The organism is Pantoea sp. Fr-CA_6 (assembly GCF_024520895.1).
GTDB lineage: Bacteria > Pseudomonadota > Gammaproteobacteria > Enterobacterales > Enterobacteriaceae > Pantoea > Pantoea agglomerans.
In genome coordinates this window covers 80,609-102,536 of record NZ_JALNPO010000006.1, presented here as the reverse complement: position 1 = coordinate 102,536, position 21,928 = coordinate 80,609, and the positions used below count along the sequence as shown (strand labels likewise).

General features: G+C 56.9%; 11 protein-coding genes. 5 read left to right on the top strand and 6 right to left on the bottom strand.

The annotated features are described in order from the left end of the window. The first annotated feature begins 250 nt into the window (after positions 1 to 250). Positions 251 to 8,836: a GH36-type glycosyl hydrolase domain-containing protein gene (locus NR201_RS12755; RefSeq protein WP_256849831.1), complete on the top strand. Its 8,586-nt coding sequence runs from the start codon at positions 251 to 253 to the stop codon at positions 8,834 to 8,836. Between the two features lie 225 nt (positions 8,837 to 9,061). Further along, positions 9,062 to 10,159: a D-alanine--D-alanine ligase gene (ddlA, locus tag NR201_RS12750; protein WP_187500583.1), complete on the top strand. Its 1,098-nt coding sequence runs from the start codon at positions 9,062 to 9,064 to the stop codon at positions 10,157 to 10,159. A gap of 20 nt (positions 10,160 to 10,179) precedes the next feature. Here ddlA and NR201_RS12745 read toward each other — a convergent pair whose 3' ends face one another. From NR201_RS12745 to NR201_RS12730, 4 genes are all read right to left on the bottom strand, one after another. Further along, a complete protein-coding gene (locus NR201_RS12745) occupies positions 10,180 to 11,601 on the bottom strand; it encodes a GGDEF domain-containing protein (protein WP_010256586.1) in 1,422 nt (473 codons plus the stop codon). 269 nt (positions 11,602 to 11,870) lie between these two features. Next, complete coding sequence (locus NR201_RS12740) at positions 11,871 to 13,346, bottom strand: SulP family inorganic anion transporter (protein ID WP_201499846.1); 1,476 nt, start codon at positions 13,344 to 13,346, stop codon at positions 11,871 to 11,873. Then, positions 13,343 to 13,978, bottom strand: a complete 636-nt coding sequence (locus tag NR201_RS12735; protein ID WP_029519418.1) for a carbonic anhydrase — start codon at positions 13,976 to 13,978, stop codon at positions 13,343 to 13,345. Before NR201_RS12735 ends, NR201_RS12740 begins: the two co-directional genes overlap by 4 nt. A 580-nt stretch (positions 13,979 to 14,558) precedes the next feature. Next, positions 14,559 to 15,368, bottom strand: coding sequence for a 5'-nucleotidase, lipoprotein e(P4) family (locus NR201_RS12730; protein WP_256849860.1), 810 nt, complete (start codon positions 15,366 to 15,368; stop codon positions 14,559 to 14,561). A gap of 106 nt (positions 15,369 to 15,474) precedes the next feature. Between NR201_RS12730 and NR201_RS12725 the strand changes: the two genes are divergently transcribed. After that, complete coding sequence (locus tag NR201_RS12725; protein ID WP_182505026.1) at positions 15,475 to 16,182, top strand: polyphenol oxidase family protein; 708 nt, start codon at positions 15,475 to 15,477, stop codon at positions 16,180 to 16,182. Positions 16,183 to 16,449: 267 nt separating this feature from the next. Continuing rightward, positions 16,450 to 18,468: an NADPH-dependent 2,4-dienoyl-CoA reductase gene (locus tag NR201_RS12720; RefSeq protein WP_256849830.1), complete on the top strand. Its 2,019-nt coding sequence runs from the start codon at positions 16,450 to 16,452 to the stop codon at positions 18,466 to 18,468. Here NR201_RS12720 and rlmG read toward each other — a convergent pair whose 3' ends face one another. Next, positions 18,469 to 19,587 carry a 23S rRNA (guanine(1835)-N(2))-methyltransferase RlmG gene (gene rlmG / locus NR201_RS12715; protein ID WP_191921520.1) on the bottom strand — a complete coding sequence of 373 codons (1,119 nt, stop codon included), beginning with the start codon at positions 19,585 to 19,587 and terminating at the stop codon, positions 18,469 to 18,471. Between the two features lie 83 nt (positions 19,588 to 19,670). On the opposite strand from rlmG, the gene NR201_RS12710 reads away from it, so the two are divergent. Then, positions 19,671 to 20,174 carry a M48 family metallopeptidase gene (locus tag NR201_RS12710; RefSeq protein WP_010256568.1) on the top strand — a complete coding sequence of 168 codons (504 nt, stop codon included), beginning with the start codon at positions 19,671 to 19,673 and terminating at the stop codon, positions 20,172 to 20,174. Here NR201_RS12710 and NR201_RS12705 read toward each other — a convergent pair. Then, on the bottom strand, positions 20,171 to 21,859 hold the full coding sequence (locus NR201_RS12705; protein WP_022623916.1) for a chloride channel protein: 1,689 nt from the start codon (positions 21,857 to 21,859) through the stop codon (positions 20,171 to 20,173). The two genes, NR201_RS12710 and NR201_RS12705, sit on opposite strands and share 4 nt — an antisense overlap. Positions 21,860 to 21,928 lie beyond the last annotated feature (69 nt).

The following is a 21,928-nucleotide window of genomic DNA, read 5'->3' as shown; positions in this document are numbered from 1 at the left end:
TTATCTGCCGGCTCTGATGTTAAACAGGGCTAAGGTGAGGAGAAGGCAGCTGTTTATTTTTTTTAACTTTATTTTATCGCCATAAAGGAACGCCAGCCGGTTAATCAGGATAGCTACGAATAACGGAAACAGGACTATAATCAATATCATCTACACCTGTTTATCACCTCCAGCCCTTCTTTTGGCTCCTTTTTTGTCATCCTTTCTTTTTTTCCGGATCCAGCTGCTGCGTAAGCGCAAGGAAATGAGTGTGAAAATAAAACTGACGACGTGGTTCAGCCGGGAAAGTGAATTACCCGATGAGCATTTTCCTTTGTTCCCGACAGAAGGTATTTATCAGGCCCATCGGCCAGATATTTTTTCGGCTGAACAAATGGATAACTACGGCGAAAAATTAGCGAAAACGCATAATCTGTCGGGTGGAAAATGGTCCTACCGACTGTTGCAGCAGCTGGCAGATAATGAACTGTCATTGACGCGCAGCGCAGAGATCCTGAGTGAAGGCGATAAGCGCAGCCAGACACCGGCGGCCGTCTGGATACTGGATAATTTTTACATCATTGAAGAGCAGATCCGCCTGGTCCGGCACCTGTTACCGGCCAAATTTGGTAAAGGACTGCCCATGCTGGAGGAGTCGGCTCATTACCTGCGCATCCAGGCTATCGCCGAGGAGATGATTAAGCACAGTGATGGCCGACTGGAAACCAGCGTCCTGCATCCTTTTATCGCTGCCTACCAGCGCGTTACGCCCCTGCTGCTCGGCGAACTGTGGGCCCTGCCTGCCATGTTACGGTTTGCGCTTATCAACAATCTGGCCCGGATTGCGGCTGACGTCGCCAGGGTACATCAGGAACGTAATAAAGCGGAGCAGTGGATCAGCGATATTCTCTCCACTGCCGCCGAAGATGCGTCAAAAGTTATTCTGGTCATCGCTGATATGGCTCGCCAGAATCCGCAGGTTTCCGGCGCTTTCGTCGCTGAACTCGAACGGCGATTAAGTGGCCAGAACAATACTCTGGCGTTAACCTGGGTCGAACAACAGCTGGAAAATACCGGCCGGAAAACCTCGGAAGTCATTGAGCAGTTCAACCGGCAGCTGGCCCTGAGTCAGCTCTCTGTCAGCAATAGTATTACCGGCCTGCGGCAACTCGGCGAAATTGACTGGCAGGCCTTTGTCGAATCCGTCAGCCTGGTTGAGAAAGTCCTGCAGCAGGATCCCACCGGAACATACCCGCTGATGCATTTTGACAGTCGCGATGACTACCGCCACGTGATTGAACGTCTGGCACGGCACAGTCGGTTTGATGAACGTGAAGTCGCCCAGGCTGTGCTGACGCTGGCCAGCCAGCCTGATCTTCCCCTGCGTCAGCAGCATGTCGGCTATTACCTGCTGGATAAAGGATTTCAGCAACTGGAACAGCAGCTTGACGTTAAGGTCACGTGGCTGAACAGGAGCCGGCAGCATCTGAGCCAGACTCCTTTACTCTCCTGGTTAGGCAGCCTTTTACTGCTGACAACCGCGTTTACCGCCGAGATGCTCTACAGCACCCATCAGGCGGGCATGGCGTCTTTACTCTGGTTGCTGGTGCTGCCCGCCATCATTGTCAGCAGCCAGCTAGCCTTGCAGTTGCTGAGCGAGTTAACCACCCGTAGCCGCCATCCCCTTCCCCTGCCCCGACTCGATTATTCTCTGGCGGTACCGGAGCATGACCGCACACTGGTGGTTATTCCCTGTTTACTCAGCAGCAATGAGGGAACAGACGCCCTGTTGCGCTCTCTGGAAATCTGCTATCTCGGTAACGCCTTAACGAATATCAGTTTTGCGTTGCTGACCGACTTTACCGATAGCGCCGAACAGGACCATCATCATGACGCCGCGCTTATCCGTTACGCCGTGCTGAAAACGGAAGCGCTGAATCGGCGCTACAGCGGGGGTAAATCGGACATTGCGCTCTTCTCCCTGTTACACCGTGACCGCACCCATAATATTTCTCAGGGCGTCTGGATGGGGTATGAACGCAAGCGCGGTAAGATCCATGCCCTGAATCGCTGGCTTCAGGGTGAAGAAAACGCCTTCAGCGTCACGGTAGGTGCCACACAGGCTCAGCTGCACAGCGTTAAATATGTGATTACTCTCGACAGCGACACAATACTGCCGCGTGAGACTGCGCATAAGCTGATTGGCGTCATGGCCCACCCGCTCAACGCGCCGGTGTTCGATGATGTCAAAAATCGGGTGGTTGAAGGCTATGCCATCCTGCAGCCTCGTCTGGCTGAAGAGATACCGGTTAACGGTCAGAGCCGCTATGCCCGGCTGTGCAGCAGCATTCCGGGGAATGATGCTTACTCCTCACTCTCATCCGATATTTATCAGGATCTGTTTGGTGAAGGCTCATTTGTCGGCAAGGGTATTTACGATGTCGCTGCCTTTAGCCGGGCGATACGCAATACCTGTCCGGAAAATCTGGTGCTGAGCCATGACCTGCTTGAGGGGTGCTATGCCCGCTCCGGTGTGGTCAGTAACGTCGTCCTGTATGAACAATATCCGGATAGTTATCTGAGCGATGTTGCCCGACGATTTCGCTGGGTGCGGGGCGACTGGCAGCTCCTTAACTGGCTACGGTTGCAGGTGCGGCAGGAAGATTGCAGTCGTCAAAAGAACCCGCTCAGTGCGCTTTCCCGCTGGAAATTAACAGACAACCTGCGCCGCAGCCTGGTGGCGCCTGCCCTGCTGATGCTGGTGTTTATGCTGTGTACGATAGTACCGAACCCGATATTCTGGGTCGGGTGCATCATGCTCTTTCTGCTGCTTCCGGGACTGCCAGCGTTGGTGATCGATGGGGTGACGAAAAGTAAAACGCGTGCCTGGCGGCAGCATCTATCCATGCTGGTCACCGATGCCTTTAACCGCCTCTCCCGCGCTGGCCTGGCGCTGGCCATCCTGCCTCACGAGAGTTACTGGTCGCTGAAGGCGATTATCGTGACCTTATGGCGCCTGACTATCAGCCATCGCTACCTGAACGAGTGGAAGAGCGCTTCATCACTGAAACCTGTCGAGCCTGATGTGCGCCATTTCTACCGCCGCATGTGGATTAATCCGGTAGCAGGCGCGGCTCTGGTATTCCTGACCAGCCTGAGCATGCCGTCGATGACGCATGTCGCACTGGCGCTCGCTTTATTGTGGGCGGTCGCCCCCGCGTTACTGAGCCGCATGAGCCAGCCCAAACGCGCTCAGCCAGGCAGCCTTTCAGCGGAACAGCGCATCTTTTTGCGTCGCACCGCGCGTAGAACCTGGGCCTGGTTTAACGAATTTGCCAGCAGTGATAACAACCATTTGCCGCCGGATAATCTGCAGGAGATTCCGGAGTCGCGGGTGGCCAACCGGACCTCACCGACCAACATTGGCCTGTCGCTGCTGGCAAACCTGACGGCCTGGGATTTTGGTTATATCAGCCAGAATCGGGTCATCAGCCGTACTCTCGACACCCTCGATACCCTTGATCGAATGGAGCATTTCAGAGGACATCTTTATAACTGGTATGACACCCAGACGTTAAAACCACTGAACCCACGCTACGTCTCAACCGTAGACAGCGGTAATATGGCGGCTCACCTTGTGACCCTTCAGGCTGGCCTGGCGCAGTGGAAATACCAGCCGGTGATGTCTCTCCCCTGTATCCTGGAAGGTCTCTCCGATACCTTCTCACTGCTTAAAGACCAACTGAGCGACACCCGCAGCGACATTGTGGAGCAAATCGATGCGCAGTTAAGCCTGATGCAGCGCGCTTCGCCCGTCGATTTTCACGCCGGGATGCAGGCTCTGCTGGCATTAAGCGTATTGGCAGAACAGGCTTATCTTCCGACAACGCGGGTAAACTGGCCGGCGCTTTTCCAGCAGCAGCTGGTCGATTTTACTCAGGAGTGGTCCCTCCTTTTCAGCTGGGTTAGCCCGGATGCGCCACTGCCTGCCGACATTCCGTCATTGCTGTGGCTCGCTGAGTTGAACCTGAACCGCCCCGGACTCCCGGAAAAACAGGCAGAGACTGCAATATGGGCCGCCCGCGAACGGATGGCTGCCCTGCTGGAGCTGGACAGCCGCCTCAGCGATCACGCCAGTATGGACTTCCGCTTTCTCTATTATCCGGCCACATCTTTACTCAGCGTGGGCTATAACATGGACAGCGGTCTGCTGGACGCCAGCAAATATGACCTTTTCCCTTCAGAAGTCCGCCTGACGCACTACTTTGCTATCTCCACCAGCCAGCTTCCGGCCAAGAGCTGGTTTGTACTGGGTCGCTTATTTACTCAGCTGAATAACCAGCCCGCCGTGATGTCATGGAGCGGCTCAATGTTTGAATACCTGATGCCGCACCTGGTCATGCCGGTTTACCCCGACACGCTACTGGAAAAGATGGCGTTATCGGCGGTCAGGCAACAGATTGCCTCGGGTAACAGCACCGATACGCCCTGGGGCGTTTCGGAATCGGGTTACGCTGCGTTTGACGTTAATCATAACTACCAGTATCGGGCATTTGGTACGCCGGAACTGGGGCTGAAACGCGGCCTGAATGACAATCATGTTGTTGCGCCCTATGCGACGCTGCTGGCGCTGATGGTGCTGCCGCAGGAGGCGACAGCTAATCTGATAAGACTTAAAAAAATGGGTGCCAGCGGTGACTACGGTTATTACGAAGCGCTGGATTTCACCGCGGACCGACTGGCTCCCGGTCAGCCATTTTCGATCGTCAAATCGTATATGGCCCATCACCAGGCAATGGGATTGCTAGCACTCTCTCACCAGCTGCTGGATGCGCCCATGGTCGCGCGCTTTATGTCCAGCGCACTGTTTCAGTCTTCGCGTTTGCTGCTGCAGGAAAAAGTGCCTGATGATATTGAGCTCTATACCCCACGTCGCAGTTTTGTCGAAAACAGTGACCCTAAACAGCAGCGCAGCATTCCCGACCAGCGTGAATTCAGTGGTTCAGATCCGCGCCAGCCACAACTGCAGCTGCTTTCCAATGCAGATTATCATCTGATGGTGACGCACGCGGGGACAGGCTACAGCCAGTGGAAGGGGCTGGCACTCACCCGCTGGCGTGCGGATAGCACCAGCAACAACTACGGAACGTTCTGTTACGTTACCGATCAGCAATCCGCCGAAGTGATTGCTCACAGCTATCAGCCGACCTGCTGCGAGCGTCCGCATTATAAAACCCGTTTCAATGATGCCGGGATTGAGTTTGACGCTTCAGGCACCACCTTCAGCATTCACACGCATATCGTGGTCTCCCCGGAAGATGATGTGGAGATCAGACGCATCACGGTCACTAACCGTTCCCGTCAGACCCGCCCGTTTGATATCACCAGCTACACCGAAGTGGTACTGGCACCAGCAGCCAGCGATATGGCCCACCCTGCGTTCAGTAATCTGTTCGTCCAGACTGAGATCGTTGACAGGCTGGAAGCGATTCTGGCTCACCGTCGGCCACGTGAAGAGAAAGAAGTGACGGCATGGATGTTTCACGCGATGGCGATACATGGCAATACCGGCCGCCAGACCTCTTTTGAAACCGACCGGGCTCGTTTTCTCGGGCGCGGCAGGACGCCAGCCGATGCTCAGGCGCTGATGCCGGGCAGTGAATTAACGGGTCAGCAGGGAGCGGTGTTAGATCCCGTGTTATCAATTCGCCAGTCAGTGACGTTAAAAGCGGGAGAGGCCGTCACCATCGATATGCTTTACGGTGTGACACTTCAGCGTGACACCACTATTGCGCTGATTGAGAAGTACCGTAACCACATCAGCGCCGATCGGGTGTTTGAACTGGCGTGGTCCCACAGTCAGGTCGCATTACGTCAGTTGAATATCCGCACCGAAGATACCAGTCTGTTCAATCAGCTGGCCAGTGCCGTGCTGTTTTCCAGCGCCGAAATGCGTGGCGAATCAGACGCGCTGATGCAGAACCGGCTGGGCCAGGAGTCATTGTGGCGTCATGCGATTTCGGGTGATCTGCCGATTCTTCTGGTTCGGATAGAAAACATTAATCAGCTCGACCTGGTCACCACCCTCATTCAGGCGCACCAGTACTGGCGACAAAAAGGGCTGACGGTCGATCTGCTCATCCTGAACAGCGACCAGGGCGGGTACCAGCAGAACCTGTTCAATCAGCTCACGACCCTGATCCCTGCCGGAGATGAACGGCAGCAGGCGGACAAACCTGGCGGCATATTTATCCGCAAAAGCGAAAGTTTTTCCGCTGACGATCTGCAACTGTTGCTGAGCGTCGCGGCGGTCGTGCTGGAAGGCCGGAACGGCAGCCTCGCCGATCAGCTCAGCACGCTGTTAAAACCGGTGCGCACCCCGCCGGCTTTTGCGTTTCCATCGGTCAGTAAGACGCCGCCGCCTGCAGCCGTCACCTTTTCGCCGGAGCGGTTGCAGTTTTTTAATGGCACCGGTGGCTTCAACGAGGACGGCAGCGAATATCACATCATTCTTTCCGGCCAGCAGCAGACGCCTGCGCCGTGGTGCAATGTGCTGGCCAACAGCCAGCTTGGTACCGTCATTTCCGAGAGTGGCCAGGGCTATAGCTGGTATGAAAACGCGCATGAATATCGTCTGACGCCCTGGCACAATGACCCCGTCAGTGACAGCTCTGGCGAAGCGCTTTATCTGCGTGATGAAGAGACGGGTGATGTCTGGTCGCCCACGCCGCTTCCGGTTCGCGGCAAGGGGGATTATCTGACCCGTCATGGCTTCGGTTACAGCACGTTTGAACACACGGAGTATGGCATCAGCAGCACGTTAACGGTGTTCGTGGCAGAGGAGGCGCCGGTCAGACTTTCCCTGCTGACGCTGAGTAACCTCTCTGGCAAAACGCGTAATCTGTCGATTACCGGATACGTCGAATGGGTTCTGGGTGAGCTGGCGAGCCGCTCCGCAAGGCATGTGGTGACCTCCCCTGCCGCTATCGCCACAGGCAGCGCGGTTCTGGCCAGAAACTTTTATAACAGCACGGGCTCTGCACGGACCGCTTTTTTTGCCGTCACAGGTACCCGGATTGCGTACAGCGGCAACCGGCTTGAGTGTCTGGATCGCAACGGCACCACACGGCAGCCCGCGATGATGAATGTTCGTGGTCTGTCGGGTAACACCGGGGCAGGAATGGATCCCTGCGCCGCGCTGCAGACGCTGACGACACTGATTGACGGCGACAGCCGCAGCTTTGTTTTTGCTCTCGGCGTCGGGGAAGATGAGGGTGCAGTGACCGCGCTGATGCAGCAGTTCCTCTCCACCGGGGAGGCTCAGAACGAGCTGACCAAAGTTAAACAGCACTGGCACCAGCTACTGACTAAAGTGCAAATCCAGACACCGGCAACGGAGGTCGATTTACTGGCAAACGGCTGGCTGCTGTACCAGACGCTGGCCAGCCGTTTGCTGGCGCGCAGCGGATATTACCAATCCGGTGGTGCCTTTGGTTTCCGCGATCAGTTGCAGGATACGCTGGCGCTGACTCACGCGGCCCCGCAGCGGCTGCGCGATCAGCTGTTGTTGTGTGCATCCCGCCAGTTTATCGAGGGAGATGTACAGCACTGGTGGCATCCGCCTGCTGGCCGTGGCGTCAGAACCCGCTGCTCCGACGACTACCTGTGGTTGCCCTATGCGCTGTGCCGCTATGTGCAGGCAACCGATGATATTGCGCTGCTGTCACAGCCTGTCAGCTACCTTGAAGGTCGCCTGCTGGCAGAGGACGAAGAGTCTGTCTATGAGCTTCCGGGCGTCAGTAAGATTAATGAACCGCTATGGCAGCACTGCGTTCGCGCGGTTAACCACGCCCTTAATTTCGGCCAGCACGGCCTCCCGCTGATGGGCTCCGGGGACTGGAACGATGGCATGAGTACCGTCGGGATTGCCGGCAAGGGTGAAAGCGTCTGGCTCGGCTTCTTCCTCTATACGGTTCTGGACCGCTTTGCCGCGCTGGCTGTGCGGTTCGGCGATACCGATACCGCCCGCCACTGTCAGGACAATGCGCAGGCGCTCAAAACCGCGCTTAACCATGCGGCCTGGGATGGCGAATGGTATCTGCGCGGCTTTTTTGACAGTGGCCAGACGCTCGGTTCACATGCTGACAGTGAGTGCCGGATAGACGCCATTGCCCAGAGCTGGTCGGTACTCTCTGGCGCAGGCGAGGACGCCAGATGCCGGTCAGCAATGGAGGCGCTTTATCAGCATCTGGTTGATAAGGATAACCAGCTGATTAAATTGCTCACTCCGCCTTTCGATGGTGCAGGGCCAAATCCGGGCTACATTCGCGGTTATTTACCGGGCGTCAGGGAAAATGGCGGTCAGTACACTCATGGGGCTCTGTGGGCGATTATGGCCTTTGCGGCGATGGGTGAAACAGAGCGCGCCTGGTCCCTGCTCTCTATGATTAATCCGGTTAATCATAGTGGCAATCAACAGGATATGGCGATCTACAAAGCAGAGCCTTATGTGATGGCTGCGGATGTGTATGCGGCCGAAGGCCACAGCGGGCGCGGCGGCTGGACCTGGTATACCGGCTCATCAGGCTGGGCCTATCAGCTTATCAGTGAGAGTCTGCTTGGGATAAGCCGGCGCGGCAACGCGCTGTCTGTCCGGCCACAGCTTCCCGCTGACTGGTCAGAGATAAAAATTGTCTACCGTGAGGGGGAAGGGATCTACAACATCCGGGTCACTCGCGGTGACAGCATTTATCAGCTGTGGCTGGATGGCAAACGGTGTGACGGTGACGAAATAGCGCTGGAAAGCCATCGCCAGGAACATCAGGTTGAAGTCTGGCTGGGCTCTGCGTCAGATTAAGTTAAACCTGACAACCCGCCTGCATCAGGTTAAAGAGGAGATTCAGTGACCTTTGCGAGCGGGCCGTTGAGCTGCCACCCGCGTCAGCATGGGCAGCTCAACGGCAGCGTTCTGGTGAGTGGCTAGGGTTAATCGCCTGCCCACAATTATCTGTCGCCCTGCCCTGTTTTCCCTCGCGAAGCCCATGCTATCTTGTGGTTTTGATTTTTTCAGTGGGCAAAATTGATGACAAAGTTGCGGGTAGGGATCGTGTTTGGCGGGAAATCGGCTGAGCATGAGGTGTCGTTACAGTCGGCCAAAAATATCCTTGAGGCGATCGACAAAACCAGGTTTGACGTGGTGCTGCTGGGCATTGATAAGCAGGGACACTGGCGTCTTAACGATGCTTCAAACTTCTTACTTAACGCTGAAAATCCGGCGCTGATCGCGCTGAATCACGCCGCTGAAGATGTGGCGCTGGTGCCCGGCACGACTCAGCAGCAGATCATCACCCGTCATAACGCCCATCCGCTGTCGCAGATCGACGTTATTTTCCCTATCGTGCACGGTACGCTGGGTGAAGATGGCTCCCTGCAGGGCTTGCTGCGTATGGCCTCGTTACCCTTCGTCGGTTCCGACGTGCTGGGCTCTGCGGTCAGCATGGATAAAGATTTTACCAAACGCCTGCTGCGCGACGCCGGCCTCAAAGTCGCGCCGTGGGTGAGCGTCACCCAGGCCCAGCGTGCACAACTGGACGCCAGCGCAGTGATTGCCCGCTTTGGCCTGCCGCTGTTTATCAAACCCGCCAACCAGGGTTCATCGGTGGGCGTCAGCAAAGTGGACAGCATTGAAGAATTTGATGCCGCGCTGGCGCTGGCCTTCTCCTTTGACCGCAAGGTGCTGATTGAGCAGGGTATCAAAGGTCGCGAGATCGAGTGTGCGGTGCTGGGCAACGATGCCCCTGAAGCCAGCCCCTGCGGTGAAGTGGTGGTGCATGACGCCTTCTACTCGTATGACACCAAATATATCTCTGAGAGCGGTGCGCAGACGGTGGTCCCGGCAGCCATTTCATCGGAAACCAGCGATGCGATACGTGAGGTTGCCATCAAGGCCTTTACCGCGCTGGAGTGCTTTGGCATGGCGCGCGTCGATGTGTTTTTAACTGACGATGGCGAAATTATCGTCAACGAAGTGAATACCCTGCCCGGCTTCACCAATATCAGCATGTATCCGAAACTGTGGCAGGCAGCCGGACTCAGCTATCAGGATCTGATCAGTCGTCTGATCGACCTGGCGATTGAACGCCACCAGCAGGCCAGTACCCTGAAAAGCAGCGTCAGCTGACAGAACCCGGCGGCGTGGCCTTATGCCACGTCGCTGGTGATGGCACGGTAGTTAACCGGTGAGGTCTGATTGCGGCCATTGCGTTTCGACAGATAGAGATTTTTATCGGCTGCGGAGATCAGCCGGTTGATCACGCGGTGCCACTCCGTCGCCTCACCGGCACTGCCATGCGCCAGCCCCAGACTGACGGTTACCGTGGCCGTACTGCCCTGCAGCCAGAACTTCTCTTTAGCCATCTTCTGCCGGATGCTCTCAGCAAGAAAATAGAGCTTTTCCGGATTCTGGTCGAACAGCACCACCGCAAACTCTTCGCCGCCAAAACGGCAGATGCGCCCCTCTTTACCCACAACGCGCTGCATACGGCGGGCGATCTCTTCCAGCACGCTGTCACCCGCATCATGACCAAAATTGTCGTTAATCGCTTTAAAGTAGTCGACATCCAGCAGGATCACGCCCGCCCGGCGGTCCGGGAAGATCGGCTCAGCACGCAGACTTTCATAGAGGCCGGACCGCGACAGCAGCCGGGTCAGGAAGTCATAGTTGGCGCGCAACGCCAGACGCTGGTTGAGCTGGCGAATCGCATCCATGCTCACCGCCACAATCAGCGGGCTGATCGCAATGGTCGCCACGCCCAGCCGTGCCGAAGTCAGATGGGTGATCGGCAGCATATTGTCATCGCCCTGGATATTCATCACACCGTGCGAAACCAGAATGATTTCGCTAATGCCGGTGAGCAAAATCACCAGGCTGGTGAGCGGCATCGGCAGCACGATGGCGCACCAGACCAGCGCCGGAACCGGGAACGTCAGGCTGCCTGCGCCGCCCATCATCGCGCCAATCATCAGCGAAAAAATCACGGCGACAACCGGTGCCAGCTTGCGCATCTGCATAAACTGCCGGGGCGACAGCGACGCCCAGTCGCGCGTCAGCAAAAAGGGCAGCAGCATCAGCCCGGTTGAGAACTGTTCGCTGAACCATTCGCCCCAGGCCGTCACCAGCCCGCTGTTAAAATCGGCCTGCTGCGCCAGCGCCCCCCAGCTGGCGCAGGCCAGTCCGGCCAGCAGACAGGCCGGAAAAATGCGCAGCACGCTGGTTATACGCTCGCTGCCGGAGTCGTGCTGAAGATGTTTTACCAGCAGCGTCACCGCCACCAGCACAAACAGAAGATTCGCCATGTTGAGGGTAAAAGCAGAGAGCGCCCAGCCTGAAAAAACGATGTCGTTTAACACCATCGCAGCAAAGGTGGCCAGGTAATAGCGGGTCTGATGCAGAAAAGGATTCCGGACGATCACGCCAGTGACGATCGCGTTGACCGGCCAGAACAGCGACAGCTCCTGTGGAAAGCGCAGGTGTCCGCCGATAAAGCAAAACAGCAACGTGATTAAAAACAGTGAAAATGCGTTCTTCTTAACGTTGTGCTCTTCAAACAGCTGTATGCGCATACATCCGGACCTTGTCACAGAGAGGCTGGCTGTCCACGCCAGCCTGGACAGGCGCGTGGTGTCAGAATGATTAAATCCTGAATATCCTCAATGTCATCCGGCGATAAAACCTCGTTTCATGGGCTAACTCAGAAAAGTTACCGTTTTGAGGCTAAACCCATCAGATGACAGCAAAAACTGGGGCTCTATTATGCATCGCAAATAAAAAAATCGGATATCCGAGATATCCGATTTTTGCTGTTCTGACGACTTTACCGTTGCGCTAAACGCTATTTTACGGCAACCGGCCACTGACTCAGGCGAATGCCGCGTTTGTCGGCGTTATCGCCAAAATCTTTCAGCACCGCTTTGACGTCGGGATCGATATATTCCGCATTGTCGTTATCGACGATGACTACGCTGTTCTCCGGGATCTCATCCAGCAATCCCTGCAGCTTTGGATTGTGCATAAAGGTCAGGTTCTGCTGAAAGCGCAGCACGTAGTGGTCGTCATAGCGGGTAAGCTGCAGCGCGTTGCGATGGCTCTTATAGATGCTATAGAGGATCTGCGTGGCGATGCCGATACCAATCCCGACCAGCATGCCCAGCGTGATAATACCGACGATGGTGGCCAGAAACGGCACGTACTGCTGGGCGCCCATCCGGAACTGCTCAATAAACAGTTTGGGTGTCGCCAGCTTGTAGCCGGTATAGAGCAGCACGGCAGCGAGGCTGGCCAGCGGAATGGCGTTCAGCATCTCACTGAACCACATACCGCAAATCAGCAGCAGCACACCGTGAATGAAGATCGACAGTTTGGTCTGCGCGCCCGCACTGACGTTAACCGAACTGCGCACGATCACCGCCGTTATCGGCATCGCGCCAAGAAAACCGGCCGCCAGGTTACCGATGCCCTGCGCGAACATCTCTTTGTTGGGCGACGGCGCGGGCGTCTGAGGACGCAGTTTTTTCAGCGCCTCCTGACTCAGCAGCGTTTCCAGACTGGCGACCAGGGCTAAGGTTACCGCAACAACCCAGACCTGCGGATTCTGCCAGGCCATCCAGTCGGGCGTTTCCAGCTCTGCTACCAGCGCGGAAATGCTGTCAAAAGCGGGCAACGAAATGCGCGCCAGACCGCTGGTCATTTCCGGGAACAGCCGTCCACCCACGATGGTAGCAACGCAGCCTATCAGCACGGCAATCAGCGGCCCAGGGATCCAGGCCAGCGCTTTGATCCGCTTCACCGGTGCGGTGGTCCAGAGACATAAAATGGCCAGGCCGACACCCGCTACCGCTACCGCAGGCAGCGAGAAGGTCATCTCACCGGTCACCAGTGAAACCAGCTCCGCATCGCCCGCGGCTCCCAGCGCCACCGGGATCTGCTGCATGATCAGCAGCAAACCGATCGCCGCCAGCATCCCTTTGATGACGCTGCCCGGCACCAGCGAAATAAACCGTCCGGCACGCAGCAGGCCAAACAGACATTGCAGTGCTCCGGCGATAATCAGCGCGGTGAGAAAGGCGGAAAAACTGCCCAGAGACGCCATTGAGGCGACGACGATGGTGACAAGGCCTGCCGCCGGGCCGCTGACGGCAAACCGGGACGGACTCAGTGATGTGACCACCAGGCCGCCAATCACACCGGTCAGCAGACCGGCAAACGGCGGTAATCCGCTGGCCTGTGCGATGCCAAGACAGAGCGGTAAGGCGACCAGAAACACCACCAGACCCGCAGGAATATCACGACGCAGGGTATCGAGGTTCATAATGAAGGTTCCTCTGCAGATTGATGAATCAGCTCTTTAAGATGGCCGGAGCGCAGGTCATAAACACAACCAAACACCTCCAGTTCCTGGCCCGATTGCCAGATTTGCCGGACCGGTTCAGATTTCACCAGTCTGGCGAATTGCGCCTTAACGTTGGCTTCAACCAGCCGATCGAGCTGTTCACCCGGCTCCGCGTCTGAAGGGGGGCTTTCCGCCAGGCCATGCTGAATATCATGACGCAACGTCTGAATACGTCTCGCCAGCGCGCTCTCCTGCCCGTCCAGCACGCTACCCGGCAGATTCTGCGCGGCTTCCACCCCACCGCAGCCATAGTGGCCGCTTAATACAATGCGTTTTACACCGAGAAAAAAGAGCGCGTATTGCAGCACGCTCAGTAAATTGTCATCGTCCTCAATCACCATGTTGGCGATATTACGATGCACAAAGAGTTCGCCAGGATGGGAGCCGGTTAAGACTTCTGCCGGAACGCGACTATCAGAACAACCTATCCAGAGTGAGTGCGGCTTTTGCTGATGAAGGAATTTTTTAAAGTAGTCTGGATTACGCTGGCGGCGCTGTAATGCCCAACTGCGATTTTTCGCTAATAAGGGTTTAAGTGTCGTCACAATCATCTTCTCTCTACTACCGGGATGTCGCATCCTGGCTAACCACAAAGTGTATCGGCTCACAAATAAAGCGTGAGCCGCCAGGCAAATAAGAACTGAGTCACAGAAAAAGGTTATAGCCGCTAACCATTACCAATGCACGAGCAATATTTCACAGCACTTTAACATCATGCTATTTGTCAATCCGGCGTCAGTAAGAGTCAGGGTTAAGTAAATTTAATTAAGCAGAAGAGAAGTGGAATAATTAGCGGTAATCATTTTAAAAGCAATAGTATCAATACGTTAAAATATAAAAGATAATAAACTAAAGTTACTGCTGACAAAAAAATACAATCATTAATCAAGGGGATATTCACTGCCATACCAACCGGCCTGATTTTTACCAGGAATACTCTTAATTAAAAAATTAACCATTAGCACGATCAACCGGCTTAATTGCTGATAGCCAGTCAGATATGCCTGATTTCAGATAAGAATGAAGCAAGAGATAATTAATTTAATTTGCAGCAAAATAGTGACGGGAGAAAGTAAATCAGGACCATGTTTTAACAGAGCCTGACACGGTCAGGCTCTTTTTCTTGACGAATTATTTACCGTTCCAGTTTTGCAGGCGCGATTCCCGCACAGACAGCTGCTGTTCCGGTGTCAGTTTATTGTAGTTTTCCGCCATTCCGCTCTCCCAGTCGCCGTAGAGCGGATTCGGCAGCACGATGAACTGCGTTCCAAACTGCTGATGGTTAAGATTCACAAAATCACGACGCGTCTGATTACCCTGATGCCAGGTCGCGCCACCAAAATCGTTGAGGTTATCGCCAACGTAGAGCACCACGTTATAGCCGGCATTTTTAATGGCATCGAAACGCGCCTGCTTATTGGAGCTGTCAGTATTCAGACGTACCGTTTTATCGCTGACGTTGGGGAAGCCAAGCTGCTGCATGTTAGCGACCGTGGCCGCGTAATCTTTCTGATCGCGGTTCGACACATAGAACAGCGTGCCGCCATTCTGTGTGACATGACGCGCAAACTCTATCGCGCCCGGCACCGCTTTCGCCTGCCGCGCCTGTGTCCAGGCTGACCAGGTTTTGCTGCTGAACGGCTGGCCGTTCTTCGCCTGCCACGCGCTGTAGGCGCTGTTATCCAGCATCGTCTCATCCAGATCGACAATCACCGCTTTGGGTTTGCCGGTCAGCGAGGGGGCCTGATCAAACGCCATACGCGCGGTATTAAATGCCTGCCAGGTCAGCGCCTGATATTCACCAGACTGCTGGAACCAGTTTACCGCCAGCACCGATTGCTGGCCGAGTTGCTGCTGCGCGGTCTGATGTGTCGACGAGGCGCAGCCGGTAAGCAGCAGCGCGACCAGTCCGGATGCAGCCAGTTTTGCGGAGGTTTTCATCATTTCATCCTTAAGGTGAGAAAGGTCTGAGGAGAAGCTTCAAAAATGTAGCAGTTAACGTAAGCTGTGGGCAGCCCAACGCACGCTGTTATAACAGGAGATTCCTATGGCCGTGATCCCGCGCTCGCCATTGCTCGATTCGCTGGAGTGGCTCGAATATGCGTTTCAGCCAGCCGGAGAGCCACCACCCGCTGATGCCGCCTATGGACATCAGCGCCACAGCGCGACCGTGGTCACCGATATCGAGAACATCCCACCCAAAAGCTGCGAGTCTGATGGCGTGATTAGCAGCGGGACGCGCCCGGTGGCGGTCTACACCGCCGACTGCCTGCCAGTGCTGTTCGCCGATCGCCAGCAGCGGATCGTGGCCGCGGTTCATGCCGGACTCAAAGGTACGCTGGCGGGTGTGCTGACCCGCGCGGTTGAAAAACTGTGCGAGCAGGGCTGCGAGCCGCAGAACCTGATGGTGGCGATCGGTCCGGCGATGGGCCCCTGCTGTTATGAACTGGCCGAACCGCAGCTGGCGGAGATTGCGCAGAACCCGGCATTGGCCAGCGGGCTGCGCTGGCACCAGAACCAGCCGGTTAATCCTCTGGCGCAACGTCCACAGGCCGCTGCCCGCCAGCAGGGTGTCTGGTTCGATCTGCCTGCGCTGGCAACGCAGTTGCTGATAAACGCGGGTGTGCCAGCTGCGCAGATCGATAACGTCAATGTCTGCACCTACTGCATGGCCGAAAGCGGTTCAAGCTACCGCTTCAATACCCACCACGGCAGCGGCTATCACTCCCGCTATTCGTGGATCCGTCGACGTTAATGGGTTTTCTGGCACCGCGCTGACAGCAGTTAGCGTGATCTTAACAGCGACGGGCGCTGACGCCTGTCGCAAAGCTACGCGGGCCACGGATGGCGGTCTTCACCTCTTTGCGCAAGGCACGGGCTAGCTCCGCCCACTCTTTGTTACTCACCTCACTCCCCTGCCGTTGTTTATGATTTCACTCACACCCTGACATTCTTTCACTTTTTTTTAACGCAGAAATGGCTAGAGTGAACTCATCCGACCACTTCACCGTGAGTGACTATCATGTCCGTCAATCCTGACTATCCTGCGCTGTTTACGCCGCTGGACCTTGGCTTTACCCGACTGAAAAACCGCTTTCTGATGGGGTCAATGCACACCGGACTGGAAGAACACCCGGATGGCGCAGCCCGGCTGGCGGCTTTCTACGGCGAGCGGGCGCGTGAAGGTGTCGCGCTGATCGTCACCGGCGGCATCGCCCCCAATGCTCAGGGTGTCACCACCGCGCATGGCGCGATGCTCACCGACGAGACGCAATGTGACTGGCACCGGCAGATCACGGAGGCGGTACATCAGCATCAGGGCAAAATCGCCCTGCAGATCCTGCATACCGGCCGTTACAGCTATCAGCCCGATCTGGTTGCGCCCTCGGCACGCCAGGCGCCCATTAACCCGTTTACGCCACAGGCGATGAGCGAGGCGGCGATTGAACAGACCATTGATGACTTTGCCCGCTGCGCCCGCCTGGCACAGCAGGCGGGCTACGATGGCGTGGAGATCATGGGTTCCGAAGGCTATCTGATTAATCAGTTTCTGGTGAAGCACACCAATCAGCGCACCGACCGCTGGGGTGGCGACTTCCGGCAGCGGATGCAGTTTGCGCTGGCGATTACCCGCGCCGTTCGCGCCGCGACCGGCGATGCCTTTATCATCATCTTCCGGTTGTCGATGCTCGACCTGATCGAAGAGGGCAGCACGCTGGAGGAGACGCTGTTGCTGGCGGGCGAGCTGGAGCAGTGCGGCGTCACGCTGTTCAATACCGGTATTGGCTGGCATGAGGCGCGCATCCCGACCATCGCCACCTGCGTGCCGCGTGCGGCCTTTGCGTGGGTGACGCAGCGCCTGCGTGAACAGGTGAAGGTGCCGGTCATCGCTACCAATCGCATCAACCATCCCGCCGTCGCCGAGCAGCTGTTGCAGTCGGGCTGCGCCGATATGGTGTCGATGGCGCGCCCTTTTCTCGCCGATCCCGCCTTTGTCACTAAAGCCCAGCGCGGTGAACCGGACAGCATCAATACCTGCATTGCCTGTAATCAGGCCTGCCTCGATCAGGTGTTCGCCGGTAAAATCACCTCCTGCCTGGTCAATCCGCGCGCCTGCCATGAGTCGCTGATGCCGGTCATCGCCAGCCCCGCCCCGCGCAGGCTGGCCGTTGTGGGCGCCGGTCCGGCCGGCATGGCGTTTGCGCTACAGGCGGCGCAGCGCGGCCATCAGGTAACACTCTATGAGGCCGCGCCGGAGATAGGCGGCCAGTTCAATATTGCCCGGCTGATCCCTGGCAAATCGGAATTCAGCGAAACGCTGCGCTATTTCCGGCATGAGCTGGCGGCCGCAGGCGTGACGGTTCAGACAGGCTGTCGGGTGACGGCGGATCAGCTGAGTGACGCCGATGAAGTGGTGCTGGCGACCGGCATTCAGCCGCGTACGCCCGATATTCCGGGCATCGACCACCCCAGCGTGCTGAGCTATCTGGAGGTGCTGCGCGATAAGCGCCCGGTGGGGAAACGGGTGGCGATTATCGGCGCAGGCGGTATTGGCTTTGATGTGGCGGAGTATCTGTCACAGCCATCCCATGACGAAGATCTGGCGGCGTTTTATGCCGAATGGGGCATCGACCACAGCCTGACGCAGCGTGGCGGCGTGATGAAACCCGAGCCGCCTGCCGCGTTACGGCAAATCTGGCTGCTGCAACGCCGCTCGGGAAAACCGGGTGCCGGGCTGGCAAAAACCACCGGCTGGATCCATCGCGCCAGTCTGCAGGCGCAGGGCGTTGAGATGTGGGGCGGCGTTGAGTATCTGGCGATTGATGACAGCGGCCTGCATCTGCGGCGCAACGGCGAAACGCTGTTGCTGGAGGTCGATAATGTGATTATCTGTGCCGGACAGGAGCCGCAGCGTGAACTGGAAGCCGCGCTGCGTGCAAAAGGACAGAGGGTGACAGTCATCGGCGGTGCAGATGTGGCGCAGGAGCTGGATGCGCGCCGTGCGATTGCGCAGGCGACGCAGCTGGCATTAACCGTCTGACTAGCGCATTTTCACCGCGCGCAGCACCACGAACTTCTGGTTAGAGGCGATCAGCGTACAGTTACCAAACAGCTTCTTCAGCTTGTGGTGATAATCGAGGTGGCGGTTGCCGACAATACGCAACTCGCCGCCATACTGAAGGCAGCGTTTGGCATCGCGGAACATCTGCCATGCCAGGTGATCGGTCACCGCGTGCTGCTGATGGAACGGCGGGTTGCACAGCACCGCGTGCAGCCGATCTGACGGATAGCCGCTCAGCACGTTGTTCACCAGGAACTGACAGCGTGACAGATCCTCAGGACGGTTCACTTCCACATTAAGCTTGCTGGAGGCGACCGCCATGTAAGACTCATCTAGGAAATGCACCTCGGCCTGCGGGTTCTGCTCCAGCGCCATCAGTCCCACCACGCCGTTACCACAGCCGAGATCGACAATCTCGCCCTCAATGTTTTCCGGCAGATGCTGCACAAAGAGCCGTGCGCCGATATCCAGCGAAGCGCGCGAGAAGACGTTGGCGTAGTTGTGAATCTGATAAGGGGTACCATCCAGCGGCCAGACCAGCGTCGGCGTGGCCTCGCGCAGTGCAGGCTTGCTGAACTGGCTGTAGATCAGACGCGCTTTTTTCCACGCCAGTGAGGTTTTGGTTTCACCAATGATCTGTTCGAACAGCTGCAGGGTAGAGTTATGGATCTCTTTGGCGCGCGCCGCCGCCAGAATCACCGTATCAGGCGTGACAACTTCGCGAATGGCGCGCAGCTGGTGCTCCAGCAGCGCCAGGGTTTTAGGCACCTTGATCAGCACAGCCGCAGGTGAAGCAGGCAGGTCAGCCAGGCTATCAACAAAGTGAACGTCGCTGTCATCCAGCCCATTAAAGGTCAGATTCTGACGGGCGGCCTGCTGGCTCAGCCAGGAGTCGCTGACGTGCCAGACGGTACGCGAATTCAGGGCGCAGGTTAAGGCCCCGAAACTGTCGTTGAAGACCAGCACCGGCCCCTCTGGCAGCGTCTGCTGTAACAGATATTCATCAGCCGCATCCCAGGCTTGTAATGGACTTTCGTCACGCATCTGCGGGAAGCGATGCAGGATCAGTGTGCGATCGTTCAGTTCAAGTTGGCTCATGAATTCTCCGGCGTGGTACACTTTGGTTGATTTTCGCCCCAAAATCGGGGGCGCAGTATACTGTCTTTCGCCTGGAATCCCTAATGTCCTCACTGATCTACCTTCAGGGTTATCCTGCCCCCCTTCTTGAGCAGGTTCAGTCGCTGATCGCCCATCAGCGCTTAGGTGCGTTCCTGCAGGAACGTTATCCTGACACTCATGACGTGATGAGTGATAAAGCGCTGTATGACTACACGCAGGCGCTGAAAAATCGCTATATGCGCAATGCGCCGCCGATCAGCAAAGTGATGTGGGATAACAAGATTAAGGTGATGAAGCATGCACTCGGGCTGCACACAGCCATCTCGCGGATTCAGGGCGGTAAGCTTAAGGCGAAAGCAGAAATCCGTATCTCGACCTTTTTCCGCCTCGCGCCAGAGCCGTTTCTGCGGATGATCGTGGTGCATGAGCTGGCACACCTTAAAGAGAAAGATCACGATAAGGCGTTCTACCAGCTCTGCTGCCATATGGAGCCGGATTATCACCAGCTCGAATTTGATGCGCGACTGTGGATGACGGACCAGGCGATGCGCGGCAACGCGGCTTAAAGAAACTCCTGCGCTTTCTGAATCAGGCTGGTTTTGGTCAGCGCGCCCAGAAAGCGCCGTTCCTGCGGATTGTTGAGCACCGGCAACCGCTCCAGCGTCACCGCCGCAAAGGCTTCCCATCCCTCACGCATACTCTGATTCTGATAAACCACCGGGAAATCCTGATCCATCACGCACTGCACCGGTGAGTCGAGGGTGATCTCCTGGGCCAGCACCCGGCGCGAAATTTCATGAATCGAGACCACACCGAGGAAAGCGCCCGCGGCGTTGATCACATAAACATAGCGTTCGCGCTTCAGGGAGCTGACCGCCAGCGCCTGCCCCACCGACTCCTCCGGCTGCAACGCCGCACCCGCAATAATCAGCTCGGCAATGCGCATGTTATCGAAATCATATTTCGCTTCTGAACGGCTGAAGTGATGACTCACGACCGGATAAGTACTGGCGGATTGCAGGCGATAGACCACCATCGACGCCAGCACCGTGGCGATCATCAGCGGAAACAGCAGGCTGCTGTTGAGTGTCATCTCCAGCACCATCAGCATCGCCATCAACGGCGCCTGACTGACCGCCGCCAGCACCGCCGCCATACCAATCGCGGCATAGAGCAGCACATTGCCGAGCGGCAGATGCAGCGCCGCCCCCACCGTCGCGATGATCACCCCCAGCAGCGCGCCAATCAGCAGCGAAGGGGTAAAGAGTCCGCCGACGGCGTTCGACCCTACCGACAGGCTGGTAGCGAGGGTTTTCAGCACCAGCAACAGCAGCAGACCCGGCAGCAGGTAGTGCCCTGCCATCACTTTGACGATCACCTCGTAGCCGTTGCCGAGGATATCAGTGGAGATCAGCGCCAGTAAGCCGACCGCAAAGCCGCCCGCTCCGAGGCGCAGCGGCAGGGAGGCGACCCGGCTGAACAGCACTTTGCTGCGGGCGATGCATTTAATCACGATCCAGCCCGCCAGACCGGCGCACAGACCAATCACCACCGTCATCAGCAGGCTGCTGAGATCCATGGCGAAGTTCGCGTCTGCCAGCGGATAGAGCGCGCTGCGAAAACCCAGCGTCCACATGGTCATCACCGCCGTGGCGGCAGCGATGATCAGGGGGATCAGCCGCTGCAACGCAGAAATGCCGAAGGCGATTTCCGCCACAAAAATCGCCGACGCCAGCGGCGCATGGTAAACCGACGCGAGGCCCGCCGCCGCCGCCATCGCCACCACGTCACTGTTTTTCAGGTTAAGTGAGGCCGGTAACAGGCGACCAATCGCACTGCCGCACAGTGCCGAGAGCTGCACCATCGGCCCCTCTTTACCTATCGACGCGCCGCTGCCGATACTGGCAATCGACGATAAGGCACGGAACAGTGAGGTCCGGGTCGGCACCGCATCGAGCCGGGCGTTGATCACTTCAAGGTAATCCGTTTTCACCGTCTGCTGCTGCTCAATGGCAACGGCATAACGCAGAAAATAGCCCGCCAGAACGCCGCCCGCCCCCACCAGCAGCGGCCAGAAGATCCACGGCCAGAGATGCAGGGATTCGGTTATTTCGCCACTGCGGGCAAACAGCAGATGGTTGATCAGTTCAATCACGCCGCGGAAAGCCAGCGTCACCAGCGACGCCGCACACCCGACCGGAATGGCGATCAGAAGTGTGGTCCAGTTTAATGCGTGCTTACTTGCTTTCACCTGCGCTCCCTGGTTGGTACATAAACATCATCGCTTCCGCATATTATTGGAATGCGGATCGCAGGATCA